This is a genomic window from Streptomyces sp. NPDC001700 (genome assembly GCF_053596435.1).
Genome location: NZ_JBSFGE010000031.1, coordinates 1 through 25,478, shown reverse-complemented (window position 1 = coordinate 25,478; position 25,478 = coordinate 1). Strand labels below are relative to the sequence as shown.

19 protein-coding genes and 1 pseudogene are annotated in these 25,478 nt (G+C 73.4%); 6 read left to right on the top strand and 14 right to left on the bottom strand.

All coding sequences use genetic code 11. The features are described from left to right. Window position 1: 1 nt before the first annotated feature. The 5 genes and pseudogenes from ACWC5C_RS36680 to ACWC5C_RS36660 all read right to left on the bottom strand — a co-directional run bounded on the left by ACWC5C_RS36680 (window position 2) and on the right by ACWC5C_RS36660 (window position 4,641). Complete coding sequence (locus ACWC5C_RS36680; protein WP_385437821.1) at window positions 2-676, bottom strand: SDR family NAD(P)-dependent oxidoreductase; 675 nt, start codon at window positions 674-676, stop codon at window positions 2-4. Further along, complete coding sequence (locus ACWC5C_RS36675; protein ID WP_450882768.1) at window positions 673-1,629, bottom strand: NAD-dependent epimerase/dehydratase family protein; 957 nt, start codon at window positions 1,627-1,629, stop codon at window positions 673-675. The genes ACWC5C_RS36680 and ACWC5C_RS36675 overlap by 4 nt, the downstream gene beginning before the upstream one ends. Before the next feature lie 139 nt (window positions 1,630-1,768). Beyond that, on the bottom strand, window positions 1,769-3,016 hold the full coding sequence (locus tag ACWC5C_RS36670) for an FAD-dependent monooxygenase (protein WP_450882766.1): 1,248 nt from the start codon (window positions 3,014-3,016) through the stop codon (window positions 1,769-1,771). A gap of 8 nt (window positions 3,017-3,024) precedes the next feature. Further along, window positions 3,025-3,597: pseudogene (locus ACWC5C_RS36665) on the bottom strand (cyclase family protein); the annotation flags it as partial. A gap of 219 nt (window positions 3,598-3,816) precedes the next feature. Next, complete coding sequence (locus ACWC5C_RS36660; RefSeq protein WP_385437826.1) at window positions 3,817-4,641, bottom strand: AfsR/SARP family transcriptional regulator; 825 nt, start codon at window positions 4,639-4,641, stop codon at window positions 3,817-3,819. A 175-nt stretch (window positions 4,642-4,816) separates the two neighbouring features. Between ACWC5C_RS36660 and ACWC5C_RS36655 the strand changes: the two genes are divergently transcribed. The 3 genes from ACWC5C_RS36655 (at window position 4,817) to ACWC5C_RS36645 (ending at window position 8,880) form a co-directional block, all read left to right on the top strand. After that, window positions 4,817-4,999, top strand: a complete 183-nt coding sequence (locus ACWC5C_RS36655) for a hypothetical protein (RefSeq protein WP_450882764.1) — start codon at window positions 4,817-4,819, stop codon at window positions 4,997-4,999. A 14-nt stretch (window positions 5,000-5,013) separates the two neighbouring features. Further along, window positions 5,014-7,479, top strand: coding sequence for a TOMM precursor leader peptide-binding protein (locus ACWC5C_RS36650; protein ID WP_450882762.1), 2,466 nt, complete (start codon window positions 5,014-5,016; stop codon window positions 7,477-7,479). 150 nt (window positions 7,480-7,629) lie between these two features. Next, window positions 7,630-8,880, top strand: coding sequence for a sensor histidine kinase (locus ACWC5C_RS36645; protein ID WP_450882760.1), 1,251 nt, complete (start codon window positions 7,630-7,632; stop codon window positions 8,878-8,880). 21 nt (window positions 8,881-8,901) lie between these two features. Here ACWC5C_RS36645 and ACWC5C_RS36640 read toward each other — a convergent pair whose 3' ends face one another. From ACWC5C_RS36640 to ACWC5C_RS36630, 3 genes are all read right to left on the bottom strand, one after another. Next, window positions 8,902-9,507, bottom strand: coding sequence for a response regulator transcription factor (locus tag ACWC5C_RS36640; RefSeq protein ID WP_450882758.1), 606 nt, complete (start codon window positions 9,505-9,507; stop codon window positions 8,902-8,904). 132 nt (window positions 9,508-9,639) lie between these two features. Further along, entirely contained in the window at window positions 9,640-11,295 is a 1,656-nt protein-coding gene (locus tag ACWC5C_RS36635) for an AMP-binding protein (RefSeq protein WP_450882756.1), read from the bottom strand. 147 nt (window positions 11,296-11,442) lie between these two features. Then, window positions 11,443-12,708 carry a M6 family metalloprotease domain-containing protein gene (locus ACWC5C_RS36630; protein ID WP_450882754.1) on the bottom strand — a complete coding sequence of 422 codons (1,266 nt, stop codon included), beginning with the start codon at window positions 12,706-12,708 and terminating at the stop codon, window positions 11,443-11,445. Between the two features lie 363 nt (window positions 12,709-13,071). Between ACWC5C_RS36630 and ACWC5C_RS36625 the strand changes: the two genes are divergently transcribed. Beyond that, complete coding sequence (locus ACWC5C_RS36625; protein ID WP_450882752.1) at window positions 13,072-15,021, top strand: putative bifunctional diguanylate cyclase/phosphodiesterase; 1,950 nt, start codon at window positions 13,072-13,074, stop codon at window positions 15,019-15,021. Between the two features lie 3 nt (window positions 15,022-15,024). Here ACWC5C_RS36625 and ACWC5C_RS36620 read toward each other — a convergent pair whose 3' ends face one another. The 6 genes from ACWC5C_RS36620 to ACWC5C_RS36595 form a co-directional block, all read right to left on the bottom strand. Then, window positions 15,025-16,107 carry an LLM class flavin-dependent oxidoreductase gene (locus ACWC5C_RS36620; RefSeq protein ID WP_450882878.1) on the bottom strand — a complete coding sequence of 361 codons (1,083 nt, stop codon included), beginning with the start codon at window positions 16,105-16,107 and terminating at the stop codon, window positions 15,025-15,027. Between the two features lie 193 nt (window positions 16,108-16,300). Beyond that, window positions 16,301-18,136 carry a phospholipase C gene (locus tag ACWC5C_RS36615; protein WP_450882750.1) on the bottom strand — a complete coding sequence of 612 codons (1,836 nt, stop codon included), beginning with the start codon at window positions 18,134-18,136 and terminating at the stop codon, window positions 16,301-16,303. A gap of 190 nt (window positions 18,137-18,326) precedes the next feature. Next, complete coding sequence (gene efeB / locus ACWC5C_RS36610) at window positions 18,327-19,592, bottom strand: iron uptake transporter deferrochelatase/peroxidase subunit (RefSeq protein WP_450882748.1); 1,266 nt, start codon at window positions 19,590-19,592, stop codon at window positions 18,327-18,329. Then, window positions 19,589-20,818 (bottom strand): EfeM/EfeO family lipoprotein, encoded by a 1,230-nt coding sequence (locus tag ACWC5C_RS36605; RefSeq protein WP_450882746.1) that lies wholly within the window; start codon window positions 20,816-20,818, stop codon window positions 19,589-19,591. Before ACWC5C_RS36605 ends, efeB begins: the two co-directional genes overlap by 4 nt. 147 nt (window positions 20,819-20,965) lie before the next feature. Then, window positions 20,966-21,721, bottom strand: coding sequence for a maleate cis-trans isomerase family protein (locus tag ACWC5C_RS36600; protein WP_450882744.1), 756 nt, complete (start codon window positions 21,719-21,721; stop codon window positions 20,966-20,968). A gap of 83 nt (window positions 21,722-21,804) precedes the next feature. Beyond that, window positions 21,805-22,797 carry a maleate cis-trans isomerase family protein gene (locus ACWC5C_RS36595; RefSeq protein WP_450882742.1) on the bottom strand — a complete coding sequence of 331 codons (993 nt, stop codon included), beginning with the start codon at window positions 22,795-22,797 and terminating at the stop codon, window positions 21,805-21,807. 206 nt (window positions 22,798-23,003) lie between these two features. Between ACWC5C_RS36595 and ACWC5C_RS36590 the strand changes: the two genes are divergently transcribed. Both ACWC5C_RS36590 and ACWC5C_RS36585 read left to right on the top strand, forming a co-directional pair. After that, entirely contained in the window at window positions 23,004-23,951 is a 948-nt protein-coding gene (locus ACWC5C_RS36590) for a D-2-hydroxyacid dehydrogenase (protein WP_385437852.1), read from the top strand. Window positions 23,952-23,991: 40 nt separating this feature from the next. After that, window positions 23,992-25,413 carry an amidase gene (locus ACWC5C_RS36585; RefSeq protein WP_450882740.1) on the top strand — a complete coding sequence of 474 codons (1,422 nt, stop codon included), beginning with the start codon at window positions 23,992-23,994 and terminating at the stop codon, window positions 25,411-25,413. Window positions 25,414-25,478: the final 65 nt, after the last annotated feature.

Here is a 25,478-nt window from a genome sequence, read left to right as displayed (position 1 = left end):
GTCAGCCGCCTGTGAGCGTGAGGGTGTGGCCGGTGAGATGGGTGTTGGCCGCCGAGCAGAGGAACAGCAGGGTCTGCGCGGCGGCCCCGGCCCCGGAGGGCGCGCCCTCCGGGCACACCGCGTTGACCAGCACGCCGTCCGCCGCGACCTGCCCGCTGAGGCCTCGGGCCAGACCGTGCAGCCCGGCCTCGGCCGCGCCGTGGAACTCGTCGGGCACCCGGCGCGATGACACCAGCGCGATCCGGCCCCAGCCGCGCTCCCGCATCCCGACGACGGCGCACTGCACCGTGCGGATCACAGGGGCGAGGCTGTCCGCGACGACCGGCAGCCAGTCCCCCTCGGGGATGTCCTCGAAACGGGCGCGTGCGTCGGATCGCGCGCCCCGCCGCCAGGCGTTCGCCACCAATACGTCCAACGCGCCCCAGCGCTCCTCGACGGCGGCCACGACCCAGCGCGGCGACGCGGTGTCCTCCAGCGCGTACGGCACGGCGAAGGCCCGGTTGCCGTCCGGGCCCGCCAGCTCGGCGGCCAGCTCCTCGGCGGCCTCGCGGCGGTTCCGGTAGGCGAGCGCCACCCGCGCGCCCTGCGCGGCGAAGGCGCGGGCAGCTGCCTGGCCGATGGCGCCGGTGGCGCCGGTGACCAGGACCGTACGCCCGTCCAGACCGAGGTCCATCATGAGCGCGCCACCGCCGCCCGGTCCGGGGCGCCCGCCTCGGCCAGCTGGTCGCGCAGCGACCGGACCGTGCCGAACCTCGGCCGCCAGCCCAGCAGCAGCCGGGCCCGGGAGATGTCCACCCGCTGCCAGGCCGGGCCCGCTCCATGGCCTCCAGCGCCCGGCTCCTCCACCAGCGGCACGCCGAGCCCGCTGAGCACGATCATCCGCTCCACCAGCCGCCGCACGCTCAGCGCCTGTCCGCAGCCGATGTTGACGACCTGTCCGCTCGCCCGGGGCGCCGTCGCCGCCGCGAGGGCCGCGGCGGCGGCATCCCGGACGTCCACGAAGTCCCAGCGCCCCGCCAGCGGTTCCAGCCGCAGCGGTCCGGGGCGGTGGGAGGCCAGATGGCGGGCGACGGTGCCCAGCAGGTCGGCGCGGGGCGCGCCAGGGCCGAAGACCTGGGCGATCCGCAGCACCGTGCCGTCGACCGCACCGGCCCGGGTGGCGCGCAGCAGGGCTTGGGCGCCGAGCAGCTTGGCGCGGCCGTACGCGCTGACCGGCGCGGGCGGCAGGTCTTCGGTGATGCCGACGCCTCGGCACACCGGGCCGTACTCGTGGACGCTGCCCAGCTGCACCAGCCGGGGCCGGTACGGCAGCGCCGCGACGGCCTCCACCAGGGTGCGCACCAGCCCGGCGTTGGCCTCGGCCAGCTCCTCCTCGGTGCCGCCGCGGGTGAGCCCGGCCGCGTTCACCACGATGTCCGGGGCGGTCCCGGCGAGGACGGCGGCAAGCTGGCCGGACGAGGCGCGGGTCAGATCCAGGCCCGCCCAGGAGACGGTCTCGCCGGGCTCCGGTTCGTGGCGGGAGACCACCAGCACCCGGGCTCCCACGGCCTCGAACGCGCTCCGGACCGCACCGCCCAGGGCGCCGGTGCCGCCCAGCACCACGACGGACGGCCCGGCTGCGTGTGACACCCTCGGCACCATCGGCGCCCTCCTCGCGGTCGTTCCCGGCGGGGTGCTGGTGAGAACAGCCATGGTCGCCGCCGTGACTTGAGCCCGCCTCGATCCGGGTCACCCGATCGGGTCACTCGCTGCGGGCACCCGGTCCGGGTCAGGGGCGCATGGATGCCGCCCTGTCGTCCATGACGCGGATCGGCGGACCGCCGAACGCGATGCGCTGGAGCATCTTGCGGTGCAGTGGGGTGTGGCGCAGCGCCCGCGCGAGATGGGGGCGCACACGGGTGGCGAACGCGCTGCCCGAGAGCAGGGCCCGGCTCTGCCGCGTCTGCATCCGTATGACGGCCGCGACATCGGGCCCACGGCGCCCCTCGAAGGCGGCGAGCCGATCCGCGCCGAGGTCGCCCGCGGCCAGGGCGCCGACCAGTATGGGGTGCAGCACCACCGCGTCCTGGATGGCGAGGGTGATGCCCTGGGCGGCGATCGGGCCATGGGTGTGGGCGGCGTCGCCGATCAGCACAAGACCGTCGTCCACCCAGCGCCGGGCGCGGGCCGAGAAGACGTCCAGCAGGCCGAGGTCGCCCAGGGGGCGGACCTGTTCGCGGATGGCCGTCGCGTACGGCGGCACGGCACGCGCCAGCCGCTCCCTGATCCGGTCCGGGCCGAGCGCGGTGAGGGCGCGGTGGCCGTGCAGCGGCAGCGTCCAGCCGAGGTGGACGCGGTCCGGCCAGGAGCCGTAGACCACCACCGGGCCGTCCCCGGTGCGGAACACCCGCACCTCGCGGAGCGGCGGGGCGTCCGCGCCGCCCGTCCTGAGGGTGCAGCACAGCAGCACCTGGTGCAGCGCCTCGGTGCGGCCCGCGCCGATTCCGGCGAGCCGACGGACCCGGGAGTACCTCCCGTCCGCACCGATCACGGCCCGGGCCCGCACGGTGCAGCGGCCGTCCGGGCCGTCGGCGGTGACCCCGGCGATCCGCCCGTCCCGCCACACCAGACCGCCGACCCTCCGGCCGGGCAGATAGCGGAAGCCGGGCGAGCGGCGGCAGTGGGCGAGGAGTTCGTCCAGCAGATGGGTCCGGGGCAGGGACAGCAGATGGTCGTACGGGGCGGGGAGGAGCCGGTAGTCGGCCTCCAGCAGCATCCGGTGGCCCTCGAACAGCCGGAACCGGTCGTGCTCCTGGGCGCCGCGCGCCCGCGCCCCGGCGAGCACCCCCAGCTCGTCCAGCAGCGCCAGCGCGCCGGGCTGCAGGATCTCGCCCCGGGACTCCCGCTCGTGCGCGCGGGCGCGCTCCAGCACCGTCACCCGCGCCCCCGAGCGCAGCATCAGCAGCGCGAGGACGAGCCCGGCCGGGCCGCCGCCGACCACACAGACCTCGGTGTCGACCTCTTGATGTGCCGTCACCACCGGGCTCACCCCTCGTCGAGCAGGGCCACCGCGCGGGTCCAGCCCGCGCCCGCACCCGCTCCCGCGATCTTGACGGGGAAGCAGGCGACCCGGAAGCCGGTGGGCGGCAGGGTGTCCAGCCGGGCCAGCCGCTCGATCTGGCAGTACTCCCGGCGGCGGCCCGCGAAGTGCGCGGGCCACAGCGCCGACCGGTCGCCGGTGGCGTGGTAGCGGCGGATCATCTGGGGGAAGGGGGCGTCGAGGCTGAACGCGTCGGTGCCGATCACCCGGACCCCCAGGTCGAGGAGGTAGTCGGTGGCGGGGCCGTCGAGGCCGGTGAAGTCGGTGAAGTAGCGCGGCGTACCGGCCCAGCAGGCGGCGCCGGTGTGCAGCAGGACGACGTCCAGCGGGCGGGGGCGGCAGCCGGTCCGGGCGAGCGCCTTCTCGATGTCCTCGACCCCGGCGGTGCGGGTGTCCGGGTCGGCTCCGGTGATGTCCAGGACATGGGCCGGGCGCAGGAACCACTCCATCGGCATCCGGTCGATGACGCGCGACATCCCGCACACGCCGGTGGAACCACCGGGCGCGGGGGCGTCCACCGGTGCGGACAGATCGACGATGCGCAAGGCACCCCCTCGGCTGGTGTCGGAGGACGAGTGGTGGTCGGACGGGCGGTGGGTCGGACGGGCGGTGGGCGGGAAATGCACTACGGCTCCGCTTGCCCGCGCGGGGGGATCGGGCAGCGGAGCCGTAGCAGACCCGGCTGAAGGGCGGCGCCGGGCGTTTCGGGGGGAGGGCGGACCGTACGGCGGGGCGGGTCAGGCGGCGAACAGGTCGAGCACCGGTCGGCGCCACTGCCCTTCGAGGTCGAGGTCGAGCGCGGGGTCGGAGGCGAGCACCGCCTGCTGGAGCTTCTGCAGCCGCGGCGAGGGCTCAAGCCCCAGGTCCTCGACGAGCCGGGCGCGCAGCCCCTGATAGGTCTCCAGCGCCTGCCAGGGCCGACCCGCCCGGTACAGCGCGGCCATGCACTGGGCGTGCAGCCCCTCGTGGAGCGGGTGGCGGGCGGTCAGCTCGGTCAGCTCGGTCAGCAGCTCGGCATGGCGGCCCAGCCGCAGATCGGCCTCGATACGGCGCTCCAGAACGCCGAGCCGGCTCTCCTCCAGCCGGGCCAGCTCGATCTCCAGGACCGGACCGACCCGCACATCCACCAGCGCCGGACCGCGCCAGACCGCGAGCGCCTCGCGCAGCAGCAGGGACGCCTCGACATCGTCCCCGGCGTCGAGCGCGTCGCGCCCGGCGGCCACCAGCCGGTCGTACTCATGGATGTCAACCGCGCCCGGCTGCGCCTCCAGGACATAGCCGCCGTACCGGGTGGCCAGCACGTCCTTCGACGCCTGGGGCGCCTGGGGGCCGTAAGCGGCGGCCAGCCTGCGGCGGAGCTGGAGGATGTAGGTCTGCAAGGTGGTGGGCGCACTGCGCGGCATCTGCGTGCCCCAGATTTCCTCCATAAGAGTGGGCACCGGCAGCATCTGGTTGGCGTAGACGGAAAGCAGTGCAAGGATCTGCCGCGGCTTGCCCGCGCTGGGCACGATCGACTGACCGCACGCCTCGACGCTCAGCGGCCCCAACACCTTGATGTCCATGGTCCTGTACCTCCGTCAACGGTCCGTCAGGTGCCTCCTGGCCGCGCGGCCGTGCCATCGAGGCACAGAAAAGACTCGCGGGTGAGCGGTGCATCCGACCAGTGCCGGACTACCGAACTCGGTATGAGTCCTGGCAGTTCGACCCATGACAAATTCACACCCTGGAGAGCCTGTGATGACGGAAGCCTCCATCCCCCCGCAACCCACGCGGTCGCCGGACGGCACCGCCGACCTGCACGGTCTGCACGGCCTGGACACGCTGCACGACCTGGACGACCTGGTCATCGAGGATCTGACCACCGCCTCCTGGGAGGCCGTCGCGCCGCGCATCTGCATCTGCACGGTCAGCGGGGAATGAGGGGGCGGGGACACATGGCGGGCGAACTGGGCTTCACCCCGCATCTGCGGGTCGAGCCGGTGCCGGGCGAGGCCGTCTACCTGGTCTCCGAGCACGGCGTCACCGCGCTGCACGGGCGGGCGATCGCGGCACTCGCGCCGCTGCTGGACGGGTCGCGGGACCTCGCGCACATCCTCACCGAGGCCGCCCGCGCGCCCGGCCGCCCGGGCGCGCTGCCCGCCGGGCAGGCCGAGCGGGTCATCGCGCGGCTGCGGGCGGCCGGGCTGGTGTCCGAGCGGGAGCGTACGCACGCCCCCGGACCGGAGGAGGCGTACTGGGAACTGGCCGGGCTGGGCGGCGGCGACAGCGGCGGTGACGGCCGCTCCATACGCCCGGCCGCGCGCCCGGCCGGGGCCTCCGCGGCGTCGGTGGCGTCGGTGATCCTGGGGTCGGCCGATCCCGCCGAAGTCGTCCGGGCGCTGCGGGCGGCGGGGCTGCGGTCGGCGGCCGGGGTGAGCGAGACGGACACGGCTGACGAGGGCGACCAGGCCGACGAGGGGCCGTACGACCGGGCGGCGGCTCCGGCCGCGCAGGGCCGGGAGTGCCGATGGGCCGTTCGTCAAGTGGGCCCACGTCAACACGGCGCCGCCGAACTCACCCTTGTGGTGTGCGACGACTACCTCGATCCACGGCTCGCCGCCGTCGACGCCGCCCATCGCGCCGCGGGCCGCCGCTGGCTGCCCGTCAAACCGGTGGGCACCCGGGCCTGGTTGGGCCCGTTCCTCGGCGCCCCCGACGACCCGTGCTGGGCGTGTCTGGCCGACCGGCTGTGGCGGGGGCGGCAGGCCGAGGCGTACCTCCAGCGCAGGCTGGGCCGCCCGGGGCCGGTGCCACGGCCGCCCGCCTCGCTGCCCGCGAGCCGCGCGGCCGCGCTCCAGCTGGCCGCGCTGGAGGCCGCCAAGTGGCTGGCCGGGCACCGGCATCCGGGCCAGCGGGCGCTGTGCACCCTGGACAGCCTCACCGCCACCGTGGACCACCATCCGCTCTCCCGCCGCCCGCAGTGCGCAGGGTGCGGCAATCCACTGCTGGTCGCGGAGCGGATACGGGCGCCGCTGGCCCTGCCGTCCCGGCGCGAGCCGCACTACGCCGACGCCGACGCCGAAGACGCCTCACCGCTGCGCGTCATGGAGCGCTATGGCCATCTGGTGGACCCCGTCACCGGGCTGGTCACCGAGATCCGCCGCGATCCGCGCGGTCCGGCGTTCCTCAACTGCTACCACGCGCGCCACCCTTCGTACGCCTCGTACGCCGTCTACGCCTCGTACGCCGCGCACGCCGGAGCGCCCACCCCGCCGAGCGGCCTGGACGCCGTGCGCGCCGGGCTGCGGGCCGCCGCCCACGGCAAGGGGCGGACCGCCGAACAGGCCCGGGCGAGCGCCCTGTGCGAGGCCCTTGAGCACTACAGCGGCCACTTCCAGGGGGACGAGCCGCGCCAGCGCGCCCGCTACCGCGCGCTGGACCCGGCGGAGGCGGTGCATCCGGACACCGTCCAGCTCATGGACACACGGCAGTTCGCGCGGCAGTTCCCAGGCCAGGGGGCGCCGCGCCACCACATCCCCGACCCGTTCGACGAGGACGCCGAACTCGACTGGACGCCGGTGTGGTCGCTCACCGCCGAGCGCCACCGGCTGCTGCCCACCGCGCTGCTGTACTACGGCGCCCCGCAGCCCCCGGGGCAGCGCTGCTGCCGGGCGGACTCCAACGGCGCGGCGGCCGGGTCCACCCTGGCCGACGCCGTCGTACGGGGCTTCCTGGAGCTGGTGGAGCGGGACGCGGTCGCCCTGTGGTGGTACAACCGCACCCGTCAGCCCGCGCTCGCCCTGGACGGCCTCGACGACCCGTGGCTGGCCGAACTGCGCCGCGCCCACGGCGGTTTGCGGCGCGAGGTGTGGGCGCTGGACCTCACCACCGACTTCGGCATCCCGGTGGTCGCCGCGCTCTCCCGGCGGACCGACAAGCCCGCCGAGGACATCACCCTGGGCTTCGGCGCCCACTTCGACCGGCACACCGCGCTGTGCCACGCCTTCGCGGAGCTGAACCAGATGCTGCCCGCGGTGGTCGAGGCCCGCGCCGACGGCGGCGGATACGGCGCGGCCGACCCGGAGGCGCTGCGCTGGTTCCGTACCGCGACCATCGCCAACCAGCCCTATCTGACGCCCGGTCCGGACGCGGCGCCACCGCCCGCGATGGCCGCGCCGCCGGACGGCGACGCCCTGGCGGCCGTCCGGGAGGCGGTCCGCGCGCGCGGGATGGAGCTGCTGGTGCTGGACCAGACCCGGCCGGACGTGGGGCTGCCCGTGGCCAAGGTGCTGGTGCCCGGACTGCGCCCGCACTGGCCCCGGTTCGCCCCCGGCCGCCTCTACGACGTCCCGGTGGCCCTGGGACGGCTGCGGCGGCCGACTCCGTACCGCGCGCTGAACCCCATTCCCCTTTTCCTGTGATTCCTCCTGTGATTGCCGGTGACAACCCGTAACTCTGTGTACAGCATGAGCCTTCTCCGCATCCCCTCCTCCCCCGCAAAAGATCGGATACTCTCGGGCAAGCCGCCCAATCCGGCCCGACCATCCGGAGGACGAGTGCAGGGGAGCCTCTTGCCCGACGATGCCGGGAACAAGCCACCGCGCGACCATGACGACCTGGCGCCGCGTCTGGCCGTGGTGATCACGGTGCTGGTGCTCCTGCTCTACTTCGCCGTCGCCGTGACGTACGTGGTCGAAGGGCTTCCCCCGGGGAGCGTGGTGGACGCCGTGGTGCGGATGCTGGAGATCCTGCCGGTGCTCGCCGTGCTGCTGGGCATCCAACTGACCCACTCCTTCCCGGCGCTGGCGCCCCGGCTGGCCGCCGCCCGGCACTGGACGCTGCTGCTCCAGGCGGTGCTGACCTTCCTGCCGTTCGCCGTCTTCGAGCAGGCGTGGCTGGGCATGCCGGGCTTCCTGGCGGGCTCCGCGCTGCTGGTGCTGGCCCCGGCGGTGGCCTGGCCCGCGTTCGCCGTGATCCTGGTGATCACCGATGTGCTGCTGTTCCAGGTGGGGTTCGGCTGGGACAAGGTCGCGTACACCACCGTGTCCACGACGATCACCGGGCTGGTGGTCTTCGGCCTCTCCCGGCTCTCCGGGCTGGTCGCCGAGGTCTCCCGGTCGCGCGCGGAGCTGGCCCGGCTGGCGGTCGCCCAGGAGCGGCTGCGGTTCGCCCGGGACGTGCACGATCTACTCGGCCTCAGCCTCTCCACCATCACCCTCAAGTGCGAGCTGGTGCACCGGCTGGTGCCCCGGCAGAACGACCGGGCCCAGCAGGAGCTGGCCGAGATCCTGCAGACGTCCCGTCAGGCGCTGGCCGACGTACGGGCGGTGGCCAGCGGCTACCGCAAGATGTCGCTGTCCGCGGAGGCGGAGACGGCCCGGTCCATGCTGGCCGCGGCGGGCATCCGGGCCACCGCCGACATCGGCTGCGGGCCGCTGCCCGAGCGGGTGGACACGGTGCTGGCGAGCGTGCTGCGCGAGGGGCTGACCAACGTGCTGCGGCACAGCAAGGCCGAGCATTGCGCGATCACCGCCCGGCGGGCGGGTGCCACGGTGCGGCTGACGCTGGTGAACGACGGGGTGGGCAAGGCGTCCACCCTCCTGCGCGCCGACGGCGTCGCGGGCTCCGCCACAGGCGACGGCGGCAGCGGGATCGGCAACCTCCAGGTGCGGCTCGCGGGGCTCGGCGGGCGGCTGTACGCGGACGCGCGGGCCGACGGCTGGTTCGAGCTGCGGGCCGAGCTGGAGGTGTCCGCACAGCCACCTCGGGGCGGGCGGGGGCGCGGCACGGAGGAGGAGTTCGGCCCGGCGGTGACGGCGTGACGCCTCAGAGGGCGTGACCCCTCAGAGCCAGCCCGCCTCGCGGGCGATCCGGATGGCGTCGACCCGGTTGCGCGCGTCAAGCTTCGTGACGGCCGAGGTCAGGTAGTTGCGTACCGTCCCCACCGACAGGAAGAGCCGGGCCGCGATACGGGTTGCCTCCTCGCCCTCGGAGGCCATCCGCAGCACCTCCAGTTCGCGCGGGGTCAGCGGCTGCGGGCCGTCGTCCAGTGCGGCCAGGGCGAGTTGGGGGTCAATGACCCGCTCGCCCCGCGCGACCGCGCGAATGGCGTCGCAGAGGGTGGCCGGGCTGCTGTCCTTCAGCAGGAATCCGGAGACCCGGGCCGCGAGCGCGCGCCGCAGATTCCCGGGCCGCCCGAGGCTGGTGAGCATCATGGTCCGGCATTCGGGAACGGCGGTGTGCAGCTCGGCGGCGGCGGTCAGCCCGTCCACTCCGGGCAGGTCGATGTCGAGAATCGCGACGTCCGGGCGGAGCTGACGAGCCCGGGGCAGAATGTCCGCGCCACTGGAGAATTCGGCCACGACCTCGATATCGGGTTCGAATTCCAGCAGGGCCACCAGCGCCTTGCGCAGCATATGCATGTCTTCGGCAATGAGCACTCTGACCATGTCACCCCGCCCCTTCCCCACCGGCCCCCGCCGACGATTATTCCCTCACGTTTCCGGGGGTCGCGGCCTTTTCCGTCTGATTCCCTCTGTCGAACAGACGTATTGTTCGCCGACTTGATATCCAGCCGCGGTTCAGGCCGCGCCGCCCCGGCACGGTTCGGTGGGGACCGGCGCGTACTCCGCGTGCAGGGCGCGCAGTTCGCCGCGCAGATACCAGTCGCGCAGCATCGAACGGCGTACCTTCACCGCTCCGTCCCGGCGCACCGTCCCGGGGCGTACGAGCAGCACCGCGCCGGTGGTGACGCCGAACTCCTCCGCCACCCGGGCCCGGATGCGGGCGGCGAGCCGGGGCAGGCCGGTCCGGGCGGCGCTCGCCGTACGGACCTCCTGGACGACGACCAGCGGCCCGGCGCCGGGCCCCGCGCAGAACACCCGGGCCGACCCCAGGGCCCGCCCGCAGCCGAGCAGTTCGCGCTCGACGTCCTGGGGATGCAGGGTGACCCCGTCGACCAGGAGGCCGTCGTGGACCCGGCCGGTCATGCGGATGCCGCCGCCCGCGGCGAGGCCGAGGTCGCCGGTGCGCAGGAAGCCGCCGGGGCCGTCGGCGGCGCGCGCGGCGAAGAGCGGCACGGTGTCCAGGGGCCGCCCCCAGTGGCCGGTGGTGACGGCGGCGCCGCGCGCCCAGATCTCCCCGGCCGTCCCCTCGGGCAGTCGGCGGCAGGTCTGCGGGTCGACGACGCCGAACTCCGCGCCGGGCACCGGGGTGCGGCCCTCGGCGATCAGCAGCGGCGCGCCTTCGGCGGGGGCGTATCCGGCGACCAGGGTTCCGGGGCGCAGCCCCGCGGCGGCGTAGCGGCGGGCGAAGGCGGCCATGGTGGCGGGCGAGACCGGCTCCCCGGCGTTGAGCGCGGTCCGCCAGCGGGAGAGGTCGAGCCCGGCGGGCTGTTCGTCGGCGGCGAGCGCGGCGCAGCGTGCGTACTGGGTGTCGGGGGCGACGGTCTCGGTGATGCCGTGGCGGCTGATGGCCCGTAACCAGGCGGCCGGGTCGGTACGGAACGGGCGCGCGGGCAGCGGGACGGCGGTGGCGCCCAGCCACAGCGGGTGCAGCACCTGGCCGATCAGGCCGGGGGCGTGGCGGCGGGGCAGCCACCCGCCGATCCGGGAGCGGGGGCCGGTGCCCAGGGTGGCCCGCAGGGCGTGCATGGCGGCGAGCAGGTTGCCGTGGGTGAGCCGGGCGCCGCGCGGGGCGGTGGCGGGCCCCGAGTCGTACGCGAGCAGGGCGAGGCTGTCGGGGTCGGTGCGCGCGGGCGGGGCGGGCCCGTCGGCGGCGCGGTCGGCGGCACGGTCCGGCTGCAGCCTGTCGACGGGCAGGCAGGTGAGGTCGGCGCGGCCGACGAGCGAGAGGCGGCGGGAGGTCTCGGTGGCGTGCGCGGTTTCGGTGAGGACGAGGTCCACGGCGGCGTCCCGGGCGATCGCCGCGGTGCGCTCGGCGGCGGTGCGGGACGCGGTGGGCGCGGGGACGGGGACGGCGACGGCGCCCGCGTACAGGCAGCCGAGCAGGGCGGCGGCGATGTGCGGGCCGGGGTCCATGACGATGAGCACCCGGCGCCCGGCGGCGTCGCGTCCGCGCAGCCAGGCGGCGACGGCGGTGGCGCGGTCGTCGAGTTCGGCGTAGGAGATCCGCCGCTCGCCGCCGCCTCCGTCCGGATGGGCGAGCGCGACGGTGTGGGCCCCGCCGTCCCGGGCCCGCTCTCTCAGTGCCTCGGCCAGATTCGCGTGTCGTGGCATGGTCGCTCCCGGGCGCCGGAGATCAAAACGAGGCCACAGTTTCGGTACGCCACCTCGAACACTGCTTGATCACCGTTCGGATGCCCTTGCTCGCGCTACGGTGCGACGGACTAGGTTCGCTCGCCGTCGTCGCACGGGGCGTACCCGTTACGTACGTTCGCCGCGCGTCACTTGGACGGCCCAGGAGCCGCCGGTGGCGCGGCCGGTGACGGTCACACGGACGGCTTCCTCCCGGGCCAGCAGGGAGTCGCCGACGCCGAGCGGGGCGTCGGCCAGCTCGGGGTAGACGGACTCGTTCCAGCAGGCCGAGGTGGTCGGGTGGCCGTCCAGCACCCGGACCGGGCCCTCACCGGAGGCGGCGTCGTTGCGCACCCGGTAGACCAGGACGCCTTCGGTGCAGGTGCCCGCGTCGTTGCCGTACGCGCCGCGTGCCTCGATGGCCAGGGCGGTGGTGGGGCCGGTGCGGACGACGACCAGCCGGGTGCGGGTGTCGGTGCCGGGGCGGCCTTCCATGGGGGCGCCGAGGGGCTGGAGGGTGTACATCTTCGGGCCGAGGGCGCGGGCGCAGGCCACCTGCCGCCCGGTGAGCCAGCCGAGCTTCCACTTGTGCCAGCCGAAGGGGTCCGGGGACAGACCGAACTGGCTGCCCATCAGGTCCCAGTCGCCGACGTAGGTGTCCCAGTCGCCGCTGTTGTCGGTCGTGCTGGGCCGGTGGTAGAGGTCGGGCAGGTCGAAGACGTGCCCGGTCTCATGGGCGAGGACGTTGCGATCGGGCGGATGGTGCTCGAAGACGGTCACCAGACGGCGTAGATCCGTACCGTCGGCGCGCAGCGGCCTTTCGAAGTTGACCACTTTGGTCGCGTCGGCGTCGACGCCCGGGGCGTCGGGGTCGGCGACGAGGTAGACGATGTCGTAGCGGCTGAAGTTCACGTGCGGATCGGCGGCGCGGATGGCGTCGCGCAGATACGCGGCCCGGCGCGCGGAGTGCCAGTCGCGCTGTATGGCGTACGCGGTGGACGCCTTCGGCATGGTGATCCAGCGCCGCATCGGGTGGACGCGCAGCGAGAACCGTCCGTAGGAGGCGCGCTGGAAGAATTCGCCGGTCGCGGGGGTGTGGTCGGCGGCCAGCCGGGCGGGGGTGACCTTGGGGGCGGCGTCCGGGAAGGACAGGAAGACCATGGCCGCGCGGAGCGAGCGGACCGGGCGGGGATAGTTACCGTTCCAGCTGTCCAGCCCCTCGGAGTGGTGGGCGCCGGTGCGCTCCAGGGTGCACGGTCCGCCCGCGCCCACGGCCGTGGCGGGACCGGCCACCACGGTGGTGGCGATCAGGGCGCTCAGCGAGGTCAGGACGGCCTGGGCCCGGCGCAGCCGGGGCGGCCGCGGCGCCCACACGGCCGCTTGAGGACGCGCCATGCCGACCTCCCGGGCGTAGAGGGAACACCCACTCCACCCTGGGTCGGATTGGCGCGGTACGCCCTGTTCGGCTGGACCGGTCGAGTGAAGAGGCCGGGATGCGGGTACGTAACAGACGGTCACATCCGGTCAAGCGGGCAGTGCGCCCGCGCAGAGTCGAACAGATACGACCAAACACCTTGTCAAGGCGGCGGTGATCGCGATGGCGTCGATGGAACGCGCGGAGTACGAGCCTCTATGATCGGCACATTTCCAGCGGGGATTACCTATTCAGGCGGGCTCTTGGCGCCTGCCCGGCACCCGGTGTGAGAGATGCACGAGACGTGTACAACACAGATGACATACCTGGATCAGACAAACGCCATGCGGGAGCGAGCGGTGAGCGGAACCCCCGACTGGCAGGGCCGCGCGCCTGGCGCGACGCTGCCGACGATCACTGAGCGTGATGTACCCCCCAGCGCTTCCCCCATCGGGGCGGGCGCCGACGCGCCCCCGGGTACGCCACGGGGCGCGCAGCGGGGCGCACCACTGGGCGCGCCCCCCGGCGCACCATTGGGCGCACCCCCGGGCACGCCCCTGGGCGCGCCCCCGAACACGCCCCCGGGCGCACCGCCGGGTGCCGCGCCCTCCGACTACCGCGCCGCGTTCAACGCCGCGCGGCTGGCCATGGCGGTCATCGACCGCGAGGGCAAGGTGCTCGACGCCAACCCCGCGCTGGGCGCCCTGCTGGGTGCCGAGCCCGCCCAGCTGGCCACCCGGGGCGCCGCCGAGCTGGCGGAGCTGCGCGAGGACGCGCGCACCTGGAACGACTACCGCGAGGTGCTGCTCGGCCGCCGCGAGCGGATGACGTGCACCCGACGGCTCCATCACTCCGACGGCCATGCCTTATGGGCCGAGATCACCGTCGAACCGGCCCCGGACAGCTGCAGTCTGCTGCTGTCGATGGCCGACATCAGCGACCGCCGGGACCTCCAGGGGCGGCTGCGCCATCTGCAGATGCACGATCCGGTGACCCGGCTGCCCAACCGGAACCTCTTCTTCGAGCGGCTGGCCGCCGCGCTGGAGGCGGGGGCGTACGACCGCGCGGGCACCGGCCGGATCGGGCTGTGCTACCTCGATCTGGACGGCTTCAAGGCGATCAACGACACCCTCGGCCACCGGGTCGGCGACCGGCTGCTGCGGGCGGTCGCGCTGCGGCTCACCGAGTGCGCGGCGCCCGGCGACCATCTGGTGGCGCGGCTCGGCGGCGATGAGTTCGCGCTGCTGGTGCGGGAGTCCAGCGGCACCGAGCAGGTGTGCGAGCTGGCCCGCTCGGTGCTGGCCGCGCTCCAGCGGCCGTTCGACGTGGGCGGGCAGCGGCTGTCGGTGTCGGCGAGCATCGGCGTGGTGGAGCGGCCCGCGGCGGGCACCCACACCACCTGGCTCATGCAGGCCGCGGACACCACGCTCTACTGGGCCAAGGAGGACGGCAAGGCGCGCTGGACCCTCTTCGACCCCGAGCGCAACGCCCACCGCATGACCCGTCAGGCGCTGTCGAGCACGCTGCGACCGGCGGTCGAGCGGGAGGAGTTCGTGCTCGACTACCAGCCGCTGGTCGGCCTGGTCGACGGGGTCGTCCGGGGCGTCGAGGCGCTGGTGCGCTGGGACCATCCGCAGTTCGGCCGGCTCTCACCGAATCGGTTCGTCTCGCTGGCCGAGGAGAACGGCGCGATCGTGCCGCTCGGCCGCTGGGTGCTGCGTACCGCCTGCCGCCAGGCCCGCGCCTGGCAGCAGGCCCATCCGGGGCATCCGCTGGTGGTCAGCGTCAATGTGGCCGTACGTCAGGTGTGGGACTCCGACCTGGTCGCCGACGTGGGCACGATCCTCGCCGAGACGGGGCTGCCGCCACGGCTGCTCCAGCTGGAGCTGACCGAGTCGGCGGTCATGGGCTCGGCGGGCCGTCCGCTGCAGGCGCTCCAGCAGCTGAGCGACATGGGGGTGGCCATCGCGATCGACGACTTCGGCACCGGCTACTCCAACCTCGCCTATCTGAGCCGGCTGCCGGTCTCCACGCTCAAGCTGGACGGCTCCTTCGTCCAGGGCTTCCGGGCCGAGGAACACCCCAATCCGGCGGACGAGACGATCGTCCGGGCGCTGGTGGAGCTGGCGCACCGGCTGGGGCTCACGGTGGTGGCGGAGTGCGTGGAGAGCGCGGAGCAGGCGGAGCGGCTGGGGCGGATCGGCTGCGACACCGGGCAGGGCTGGTTCTACTCCCGCCCGGTCCCACCCGACCGCATCCCTCCCATGCTCCCCGCCTGCCCGCTCTCCCCCTGAGGGTTACGCCGCGGGCGCGTCCGGCAGGCCGTACGCGTCCGCGATCATGCCGTACGAACGGATCCGGGCCTCCCGGCCGTGCGCCGTCGTCGTGATCTTGAGTTCGTCCGCCCCGGTCCGCTTGACCAGGTCGTCCAGCCCCTCGCGCACCTCGTCCGCCGTCCCGTACACCACGTTGGCCAGCCAGCTGTTGACGAAGTCGCGCTCGATCTCGCTGAATTCGTGGGCCTCGGCCTCCTCCGGCGACGGCACCAGACCCGGGCGCCCGGTGCGCAGGCGGAGCATGGAGAGGGCGCCGGTGAGCACCTGCCGGTGGGCCGCCTTCTCGTCCTCGGCCGCGAACGCCGAGACGCCGATCGACGCGTACGGCCGGTCCAGCACCGCGGACGGCCGGAACGACTCGCGGTAGAGGTCGAGCGCGGGGATCGTGTTGGCCGCGGAGAAGTGGTGCGCGAAGGAGAACGGCAGGCCCAGCTGGCCCGCGAGCCGGGCGCTGAACCCGCTGGACCCCAGCAGCCACACCGAGGGGCGGTCGGCGGACTGCACCCCGCCGGGGACCGTGCCCTGGACGGGTCCGGGCACCGCGTGGATACGGGCGTACCGGTGGCCGTCCGGGAAGTCGTCGTCCAGGAACCGGGTCAGCTCGGCGAGCTGCTGCGGGAACTCGTCGGCGCCCTCGCGCAGCCGCTCGGTGCGGCGCAGCGCCGCCGCGGTCGCCCCGTCGGTGCCGGGGGCGCGGCCGAGGCCGAGGTCGATCCGGCCGGGGGCGAGCGCCTCCAGGGTGCCGAACTGCTCGGCGATGACGAGCGGGGCGTGGTTGGGCAGCATCACCCCGCCCGAGCCGAGCCGGATCCGCTCGGTGTGCGCGGCGACATGGGCGAGGATGACGGCCGGGGAGGAGCTGGCGACGCCCGGCATGGAGTGGTGCTCGGCCACCCAGAAGCGGTGGAAGCCGCGCCGCTCGGCGAGCCCGGCCAGCTCGGTGGTGGTGCGCAGTGCCTGGGTGGCGGTCAGCCCGCTGCCGACGGTCGCCAGGTCCAGCACCGACAGCGGTACGGGCGCGCTGCCCCGGGGACTGGCCCGGATGGTCTCGCGCTCTTCGGCGCGGCCTTGGTCGCGCTGGTCGTCTCGCCGGTCCCGCTCATCGGCCACGGTGGCCCGCCTCCCTGATCGCACTGCGGTACTGCATCGTCTACCGCGCACCATCAACCGGATGAAGGCTCCGCTTTATTCCCGGCCCGGGGACCCGGGGGTTCCGGGCCGCCGGGCCGGGGGTGGGTCAGGCCGTACGGCGGCGCAGCACCAGGACGGTGGCCGCGGCGCCGAACACCAGCGCACCGGCGCCGATGCCGATCGGCAGGACGGCCGAGTCGCCCGCACCCGCGCTCCCGGTCGTGGCGAGGCGGTGGGGGGTGAGGGCGTCGGAGATCGGGGCGCTGGCGGCCAGGGCGCTGGTCGTGTAGTGCCCGGACCGGTGCACCGAGGCCACCGAGCCGTCCTGCTTCAGCAGGACCTGGGTGTTGTTCGGGTGCCGGAAGTCGAACATGCCGGACAGCGCGTTCGCCCGGGTGTCGAAGGAGCCGTCACCGATCCGGCCGGTGTGCCAGTTGTCCTCGATGAAGCGGGTGATCGACGCCTGCTCGGTGGGGGTGTGGTCGACCTTGTTGGACGTGCTGTACGGGGAGATCACCAGCAGCGGCTGGCGCGGGCCGGGACCGCAGCGGTCCTGGTAGCCACGCGCGGGCCGGGGGGCGGACTGGCAGGCGGGGCTGTCGGTCGCCTTGCCGTCCGAACCGGCCGTGGTGTCGCGGGAGCCGTTGGTGGGCTTGGCGTACGCGTGGTCGTACCAGCCGTCGCTGTCGTCGTAGGCGACGACGACCGCCGTGTCCTTCCACTGCGGCGACTTCTGGATCGCGTTGATCTCCTTGACGAGGAAGTGCTGCTCGTCGACGGGGTCGGAGTAGCCCGCGTGGCCGTCCTGGTACTCGGCGGCCTTCAGGAAGCTGACCGAGGGCAGATGGCCGGTCTTGAGGGCGGCGTCGAAGTCGGTCAGGTCGTAGTTGTGGTTGGCCTGACCCTGGTGGCCGATCTCCGAGACGCTCTTGGGCGGCAGATGATGCGGATTGGCCGTGGACTTGTAGTACTGGAACGGCGCGTGGTGCGGGCTGTAGTCCACCGAGGAGGCGCCGCCGACATTGGTGTGGGTGGTGCCGGAGCACGTGGCGTAGCTGCCCTGCGTGCCGCCCCAGGCGGTGCTGGGCCGGAAGCCGCCCTGGAACCAGCCCCAGCTGACGTCCTTGGCATTGAGCAGGTCGCCGATGTTCTTGCCCTTGAGCATGCCGAGGGCGCTGCTGCTGGTGTGGTCCTTGTCCGAGCAGTCGTCGAAGGCCGGGTCCGGGTCGTTGATCATCGTGCCGACGCCCTGGGCGTCCGGCGAGGACACGGTCGCCGGATCCGGCTTGTCGGTCTGCTTCGGGTCCTCGGTGGAGGACTTCGGGTCGGTGGAGACGATGCCATGGGTCTGACCGGAGACCAGCTCGACGGCGCCCGGACTGGACGGGCCGTAGCCCGAGCTGAACGAACGGTCGCTCAGGGCGTAGTGCTGGGCGTAGTTCCACAGCCCGGTGACCGTGTTGCCGTCGTAGTAATCCATCACCAGACCGGGCTCGCCGAACAGCCCGGTGCACTTGCTGACCTCGGTGTTCTCGACGAACTTATCGGCCTTGCCGCCATTGGCCGCGTACTGCTCGGGGCCATAGGAATGGTTCTGGTCGCAGGTCATCGCCTGCGAGGACGCGAGCCGCTTGGGCTTGTAGAGATTGGGGTTCTTCTCCAGCAGGCCCGCGTGGGCGAGGGTGTCGATGTTCTTCGGGGTGTCCTTGGCGGCGGTGAACTTCGTGCCGTCGGTGTTGGCGGCCTGGGGGTAGGTACCGAAGTAGTGGTCGAACGAGACGTTCTCGTCGAAGATCACCACCACATGCTTCACGGGCGTCGCGGTCCGCTGTGCCGCCCCCTTGGCGGGCACGGCCCACGCGGGCGCCACCCCTCCCGCGACCGCCAGCACCGCGGCCCCGGCCAGGGCACTCCAGCGCTTCGCTCGTCGTCTACCGCCCATGCCATGCCTCCACGTGTATCCGTTTCACGCCTTCGCCGTGATCCTCGGCCGCGGGCAGGTCATTCCGATGGAATCCATGGAGGAGGGTGAATGAATAGCGGGTCAGGAAAACACAAGGAATTCTTGAGAGGTTCTTGACCAGGAGTGTTACGGGGATCGTTACCGGGAGTGGCCGGACAGCCCCGGACGCTCAGGACAGCAACGCCCGGCCCAGCCAATCCGCATGGTCCCGCACACCCGGCAGCGCGAAGAAATAGCCGCCGCCGAACGGGGTGATGTAGTCGACCAGCGGCTCCCCCGCGAGACGCTTTTGCACCGCCTCGAACTGCCGGGCCAGGTCCTGCTGATAGCTGCAGAACAGCAGTCCCATGTCCAGATTCCCGTTCGCGTCCATGCCCCGGTCGTAGTTGTAGGCGCGGCGCAGGATGCGCTGGTCCTCGGTGCGCGCCGTACGGGGGTTGGCCATCCGGATATGGCTGTCCAGCGGGATGATGTCGCCCTTGGGGTCCTGGGCGAAGCGCGGGGTGTCGAACTCGTGCCGACCGTCCAGCGGTGCGCCGGACTCCCGGCCGCGACCGAACATCCGCTCCTGCTCGGTGATCGACACCCGGTCCCAGAACTCCACCAGCATCCGGATCAGCCGGACCACCTGATAGCTGCCGCCGGTCGCCCAGCCCGGCTCCCCGGAGCCCTCCCCCGCCCAGATCAGGCGGTCCATCAACCGGGCGTCGCCGGTGTCCGGGTTGGCGGTGCCGTCCTTGAAGCCCATGTGGTTGCGCGGGGTGCCGGAGGGGCGGGGCGGGCTGATGAATCCGTCCATGCGCCAGCGCACCTGGAGCGCGCCCCGGGTGTGCCGGGCTATGTCACGCAGCGCGTGCAGCACCGTGTCCGTGTTCTCCGCGCAGAGCTGGAGGCTCAGATCGCCGTGGCACCAGTCGGGGTCGAGGTCGTCGTCGGGGAAGGACGGCATGGCGCGCAGCCGCCGGGGCCTGCGGTCCTCCAGCCCGTACCGCCCATCGAAGAGCGAGGCGCCCACGCCGACCGTCGCGGTCAGCCGGTCGGCGGTGACCTGGGGGCCCAGGGTGCCGGAGTCGACGGGCGGGGCGGTGATCCCCACCGGATCCGGGGTGCCGCCGGTGGTGAGGAAGCGGCAGCGCGCGGTGAGCGTACGGAACAGCTCGGTCAGCTCGGTGCGCCCCTCGGCGGTGGCGTCGAAGGCGACGAACACGGTGGCGCGCTGCGGCGGGGTGAGGATCCCGGCCTGATGTCCGCCATGAAAGGCGACCCGCGCGGCCGCCTCTCCCCCGGCCTCCTTCCCGGCGCCCTCCGGCCTCGCACCGTCCGCGTTCAACCCGCCCGCCCGCGCGGCGGCCGGGGCGGCCGAGGCGCCCGCCACCGCGCCGACCGTGCCCGCCGCGGCGCCCCGCAGAAAGCCCCGCCGCCGCACCTCGCTCACCGGGTCCTCCGCACATCGGTCAGGGCCGCCACATCGGCCAGCCGCTCCACCAGCGCGCCCGCGGCGGCGTTGATCTTCTCCCGGCGCCCCCGGTCGAGCTGGTCCAACGGGATCCAGTGGTCCCCCTGGCGGGCGGCGTCCAGGGCCTTCCCGGTGCGCTCCATCCAGGTGCCGATCTCCGACAGCCCGGGGTCACGGGAGGTCAGCAGCGGGCGCAGCCGGTCCAGCACGGCCCGGGTGCCGTCGAGGTTGGCCCGCGCGGTGGCCAGGTTGGTGCCGCTGCCGTAGTCGGTGCGGCCGGTCAGCTCGAACTGCACGGTGTTCTCCATGATCTCGTGCGCCCGCAGGCCCAGGTCCGCGGGATCCATCCGCTGCTGCGGCCAGCTGTCCCGCAGCGCGCGGACGTCCTTGTCGAGCTGGTCGGCGGCACCGCGCAGACTGCTCGCGGACGCGCCGTGCCACAGCCCGTACTCGATGCGGTGGAAACCGGTGAAGTCCGGATCGCGGACACCGCCGGACAGCCCCGCCGTGGTGCCGTTGATCGCCCCGTCCGCATCGCCGAAGGTGCCGTAGGCGGCGCCCATCCGCTCGTACACCAGATGGGCGGGCAGCCAGGCCGCGCGGGCGGCGGCCAGATCGCCCTCCCGGACGGCCGAGCGCAGCACGTCGGTGCGGCGCACCAGCTCGCCCATCCGGCCCTGGACGTAACCCTGGTAGGCGATGGTCGGCGGGATCAGGTCCTGCTGGGTGACCGGAACGGCGGCCGGGCCGCCGCCGCGCGCCGGTCCGGCCACGGTCACCGTGGGTCCGGTGACCGCGTCCGTGTCGTCGGGCAGGCAGCGGAAGGCGTAGGAGCCTCCGCCGAGGGTGACCCGCAGCGGGCGGCTGGTGCCCGGGCCCAGCCCCTCGACCTCCCCGTACACCGAGCCGTTCGCCGGGTCGGTCAGATACACCTCGGCCGCCCGGCTGGAGGTGTTCGTGAGGTCGAAGACCTGCTTGCCGCGATGCGGATGGGCCCAGCCCTTGCCGCAGCCGCCCTCCGACACCTCGACCGAGGTGTGCCGCAGCCCGTCGGTCGCGGGAGCGGAAGCCCGCGGGCCCCCGCCCTCCGACGATCCTCCGGCGGTGGCCAGCGTGGCCGCGGCCACCGCCGCGACCACCGTCACCGCGGCGGTGACCAGCAGCGGGCGTGGTGACCCGGGGAAGGAGGGAGGAAGGCGGCGCACGGCTGCATGCTAAGCAGATTTCGGGATGCGGAATACTGTCGGGATCGTCCGGAGAGAGGGAATTCCCGCCCGGTTCACCGATCCGTCACCACTCGCTCCCTTTCTCCGCCGCCGTCACCGCCCGCCCCCTCAGCCGTCCACGGGCCCTCAGCCGCCCGTGGCGAACAGCGCGCCCAGCCGGTCATGGACCGGGCTGCGGCCCAGCAGCCGCAGCCCTTCCCAGACCGTGACCTGGTTCGCCGTGAGCACCGGCTTGCCCAGGTCCGCCTCCAGGTCGGCGATCCAGGCGGCGGTGTGCAACGCGGTGTCCGGCAGCAGCACCGCCTGGGCGTCCGGATGGTCACCGTGGCGGGCCATCCGCAGCACCTCGTCCTTCCCCCAGGTGCCGACCTCGGCGGCGGTGATGATGCCGCTGCCCTGGGTGGAGACCACCTCCGCGCCCGCCGCCTTCAGGAACGCCCTGAAATACTCCGCGACGTCCTCCGGGTAGGTGGCGGCGATGGCCAGCCTCTCCAGGCCCAGCGCCTGCACCGCGTGGGCGAAGGCGAAGGAGGTGCTGGAGGCGGGCAGCGCGGCCGTCTCCTCCAGCTCGCGCACCTGCTCCCGGGCGCCCTCCCAGCCGAAGACGAAGCTCGCGCTGGTGCAGGCCCAGATCACCGCCTGGGCGCCGCGCTCCTTCAGCTCGGCGACCCCGGCCGCGAGACGGGACCCCGACCCCATTTCCAGCAGGGCGTCCACCCGGTGGGCGTCCTCGCCGATGTCGGTGTGGACGAGCGGGAGCCGCACACTGTCGCCGAGCATCCCCTCCAGGCGCGGATAGTCGTCCTCGGCGGAATAGCCCGGGTAGAGAAAGCCCACCGTGTCCGGCGCCTGGTGCGTCGTCCGCTGCGTCGCGTCCGTCATGACTGCCTCCTTACCTGCGGCCCCCGTGGGCGCCGCCCCTGCACTGTCATTTGTGATACACCGCAGCCGCCCGGCAGGTTCCCTCACATCGCAGACGGACCTCCCGAGTCGTCGAGGAACGGGCCCTCGCCTATCCCCGGCCCGAACCCCGGGTCGAGCCCGTCCGCCGGATCGACGTCCGGCCCCGGTGACGCGGCCCCGGCCAGCGCCGCCTCCGGCTCCGGCTCGGCGTGCGCCGCCGGATCCGCCATCGAGGACATCGGAGGCATCGAAGCCATCGGGGGCATCGAGGCCATCGGGTCGGCCACCGTCGACGACGCCATGCCCGCCGGGCCCCGCCGCGCGGCCGGGTCCAGCAGCGCCTGGTACGGGCCGACCGCCTGGGCGCCGATCTGCCGCAGCGCCGCCCAGACCGTCACCTGGTTGGCCGACAGCACGGGCATCCGCAACTCCGCCTCCAGCTGCGGAATCACGTCGTACGTCGGCAAGTTGGTGCAGCTGATGAAGAGCGCGTCGGGCGACCCGACCACCGCCTCCCGCGCCATGTCGACCACGTCGCGGTAGGGGACCTTCCAGATGTGCCGGGTCAGTCCGAGGTAGGCCCGGCCCGTCACGGTGATACCGGCCTCGCCGAGGTACTCCTCCAGCGAGTCGGTCACCGACCGGGTGTACGGGGTCACCACCGCGACCCGCCGGGCACCGATCTCCCGCAGCGCCTCCAGCAAGGCGCCCGAGGTGGTGAGCGAGGGCAGCTCGCCCGCCTGTGTCATGGCCGCGCACATCGCGCGCTCGCCGGCCACGCCGCCGACGAAGCTGCCCGAGGTGCAGGCGTAAGCCGCGACTTCCGGTGCGACCGCGCTCAGCGCCCGCACCGCGTCCTGCAGGGTTTCGTGCTCGCTCACGAGCCGTGCCAGGTCGAGGCTGACCTCGACCGGGACGAAGGGTGTGCGGGTGAGGTGCAACGAGACCTCGTCCGGCACCCAGCGCCATAGTTCGCGATCAAGCGCGAAGTCGAACGGTGCGACGACGCCCACGCCACGCTGCGGCTGCGGGCCACCCAGAAAGGAGACGTCCATATATCGAGCCCCAATACAGAAAGGGAGGGCTGGACCATTGGCCAGAGATATAAGAGAGAGCACCGGCCTGATGCCGGGACGTCGGGACAGATCCGTTGTTGACGACGGTAGTTTCCGCTGCCTAGCGTGGTCAATCCCGAAACCAAGGCGCCTGCCCCGACATTCGTCAGCCAAACTCACCCACGTTTCGAAACGGTTTCCCGCCTATGTCCGAAAGCACTGTTGTCGTCTTCGGCGAGCAGCCCCCGGTCCGGCTGGACCGGCTGACCGGCCGGGCCCAGGTCGTGGTGTGCGACGAGAAGACGCTGCCCGACGCCCTGCCCTCCGCCGATGTCCTCCTGGTCTGGGATTTCACCTCCGACGCGGTACGCGACGCCTGGCCCGGCGACGGCCCCCGGCCGCGCTGGGTGCACACCGCGAGCGCCGGGGTGGACCGGCTGCTGAGCCCCGAACTGACCGCGTCCGATACCGTGTTGACCAACGCGCGCGGCGTCTTCGAGCAGCCCATCGCCGAGTACGTCGCGGGCCTGGTCATCGCCATGGGCAAGGACTTCCCGGGCAGCTGGGAACTGCAGCGGCAGCGCCGCTGGCAGCACCGCGAGACGATGCGGCTGGCCGGGACGCGCGCGGCCGTCATCGGCGCCGGGCCCATCGGCCGGGCCATCGCCGCCACCCTGACCGCGCTCGGGATCAAGGCCGACCTGGTCGGACGCACCGCACGCCCGGGCGTACGCGGCAACGACGAGCTGCCCGAGCTGCTCGCGGAGGCCGACTGGGTGATTTCCGTGGCCCCGCTCACCGAGGCCACGCGCGGCATGTTCAACCGGGACGCCTTCGCCCGGATGAAGCCCACCGCCCGGTTCATCAACGTCGGACGCGGTCCCCTCGTCATCGAGGACGATCTGAAGTCCGCCCTGGTCGGGCGGCAGATCGCGGGTGCCGCGCTGGATGTGTTCGAGAACGAGCCGCTCGCCCCCGACGACCCCCTGTGGGACGTGCCCGGGCTCCTCGTCTCGCCCCATATGAGCGGCGACACGGTCGGCTGGCGCGACCACCTGGCCGAGCAGTTCCAGGACAACTACGACCGCTGGAGCGCCGGAGAGCCCCTGCTCAACATCGTCGACAAGCGTCTTGGATACGTACCGGTGGACTGATTCGCACGGACCTTCCTGACCCACCTGAACGGAGAGCTGGATGACCGACCTGCACGACCTGACAGCGGTTCAACTCCTCGAGCGGTACGGCTCCGGCGATCTCTCCCCCGTCGAGGCCACCCGAGCCGCCCTCGACCGGATCGAGCAGATCCAGCCGAGGGTCAACGCCTACAGCCGGGTGGACCACGAGGAAGCGCTGCGCCAGGCGGAGGAGTCCGCCGAACGGTGGCGGCGCGGCGAACCGGCGGGGCTCCTGGACGGCGTTCCGGTATCGGTCAAGGACATCCTGCTGATGCGCGGCGGCCCCACGCTGCGCGGGTCCCGTACGGTGCGCACGGACGGGCCGTGGGACGAGGACGCGCCCGCGGTGGCGCGGATGCGGGACCACGGGGCGGTGTTTCTCGGCAAGACGACCACCCCGGAATTCGGCTGGAAAGGTGTCACGGACAGCCCCGTGTACGGGGTGACGGGCAACCCGTACGACCCCGGGTGCACTGCGGGCGGCTCCAGCGGCGGCAGCGCGGCGGCGGTCGCGCTGGGGGCCGGTCCGCTGAGCCTCGGGACGGACGGCGGCGGGTCCGTCCGCATCCCCGCGTCCTTCTGCGGGATCTTCGCGCTCAAACCCACCTATGGGCGGGTGCCCATCTATCCCGCCAGTGCGTTCGGGACGCTCGCCCATGTGGGGCCCATGACCCGGGACGCGGCCGATGCCGCCCTGCTGATGGACGTCATCACGGGGGCGGACTGGCGCGACTGGTCGCAGCTCGGTCCCTTCGGGGGGAGCTTCCGGGAGGCCATCGCGGGGGGTGCGGAGGGTGGCGGCGCGGTCGACGGGCTGCGGGTCGCGTACAGTCCGGCGCTCGGTGGCGGGGCTGTGGTCGATCCCGAGGTGGCCGCGTCGGTACGGCGGGCCGTGGATCTGCTGGCCGGGCTGGGCGCGGTCGTGGAGGAGATCGACCCGGGCTTCGAGGATCCGGTGGAGGCCTTCCACACACTGTGGTTCAGCGGTGCGGCGCGGGTCGTGCAGCCGCTCGGGCAGGAGCAGCGGGAGCTGCTGGATCCGGGGCTGCGGGAGGTGTGTGCGCAGGGGGCCTCGTACAGCGCGCTGGACTATCTGGCGGCGGTGGATGTACGGATGGCGCTCGGGCATGCGATGGGGCGCTTCCACTCCGCGTACGACCTGCTGGTGACGCCTACGTTGCCGATCACCGCCTTTGAGGCGGGGGTGGAGGTGCCGGAGGGGTCGGGGCACGCGCGGTGGACGGGGTGGACCCCGTTCACGTACCCCTTCAACCTGACGCAGCAGCCGGCGGCGTCTGTGCCGTGCGGGGTGACGGCGTCGGGGTTGCCGATTGGGGTGCAGTTGGTGGGGGCGCGGCATGCGGATGCGGTGGTTTTGCGGGTGGCGCACGCGTTGTATGGGGCGGGGGTGGCCGAAGCCGTGCCTCCGCCGGTGGGGTGACGGGGGTGCGGGGGCGGGGGCGCCCCCCCGCCGCCGCGCCCCAGCCAGACAACCACACACCCAAA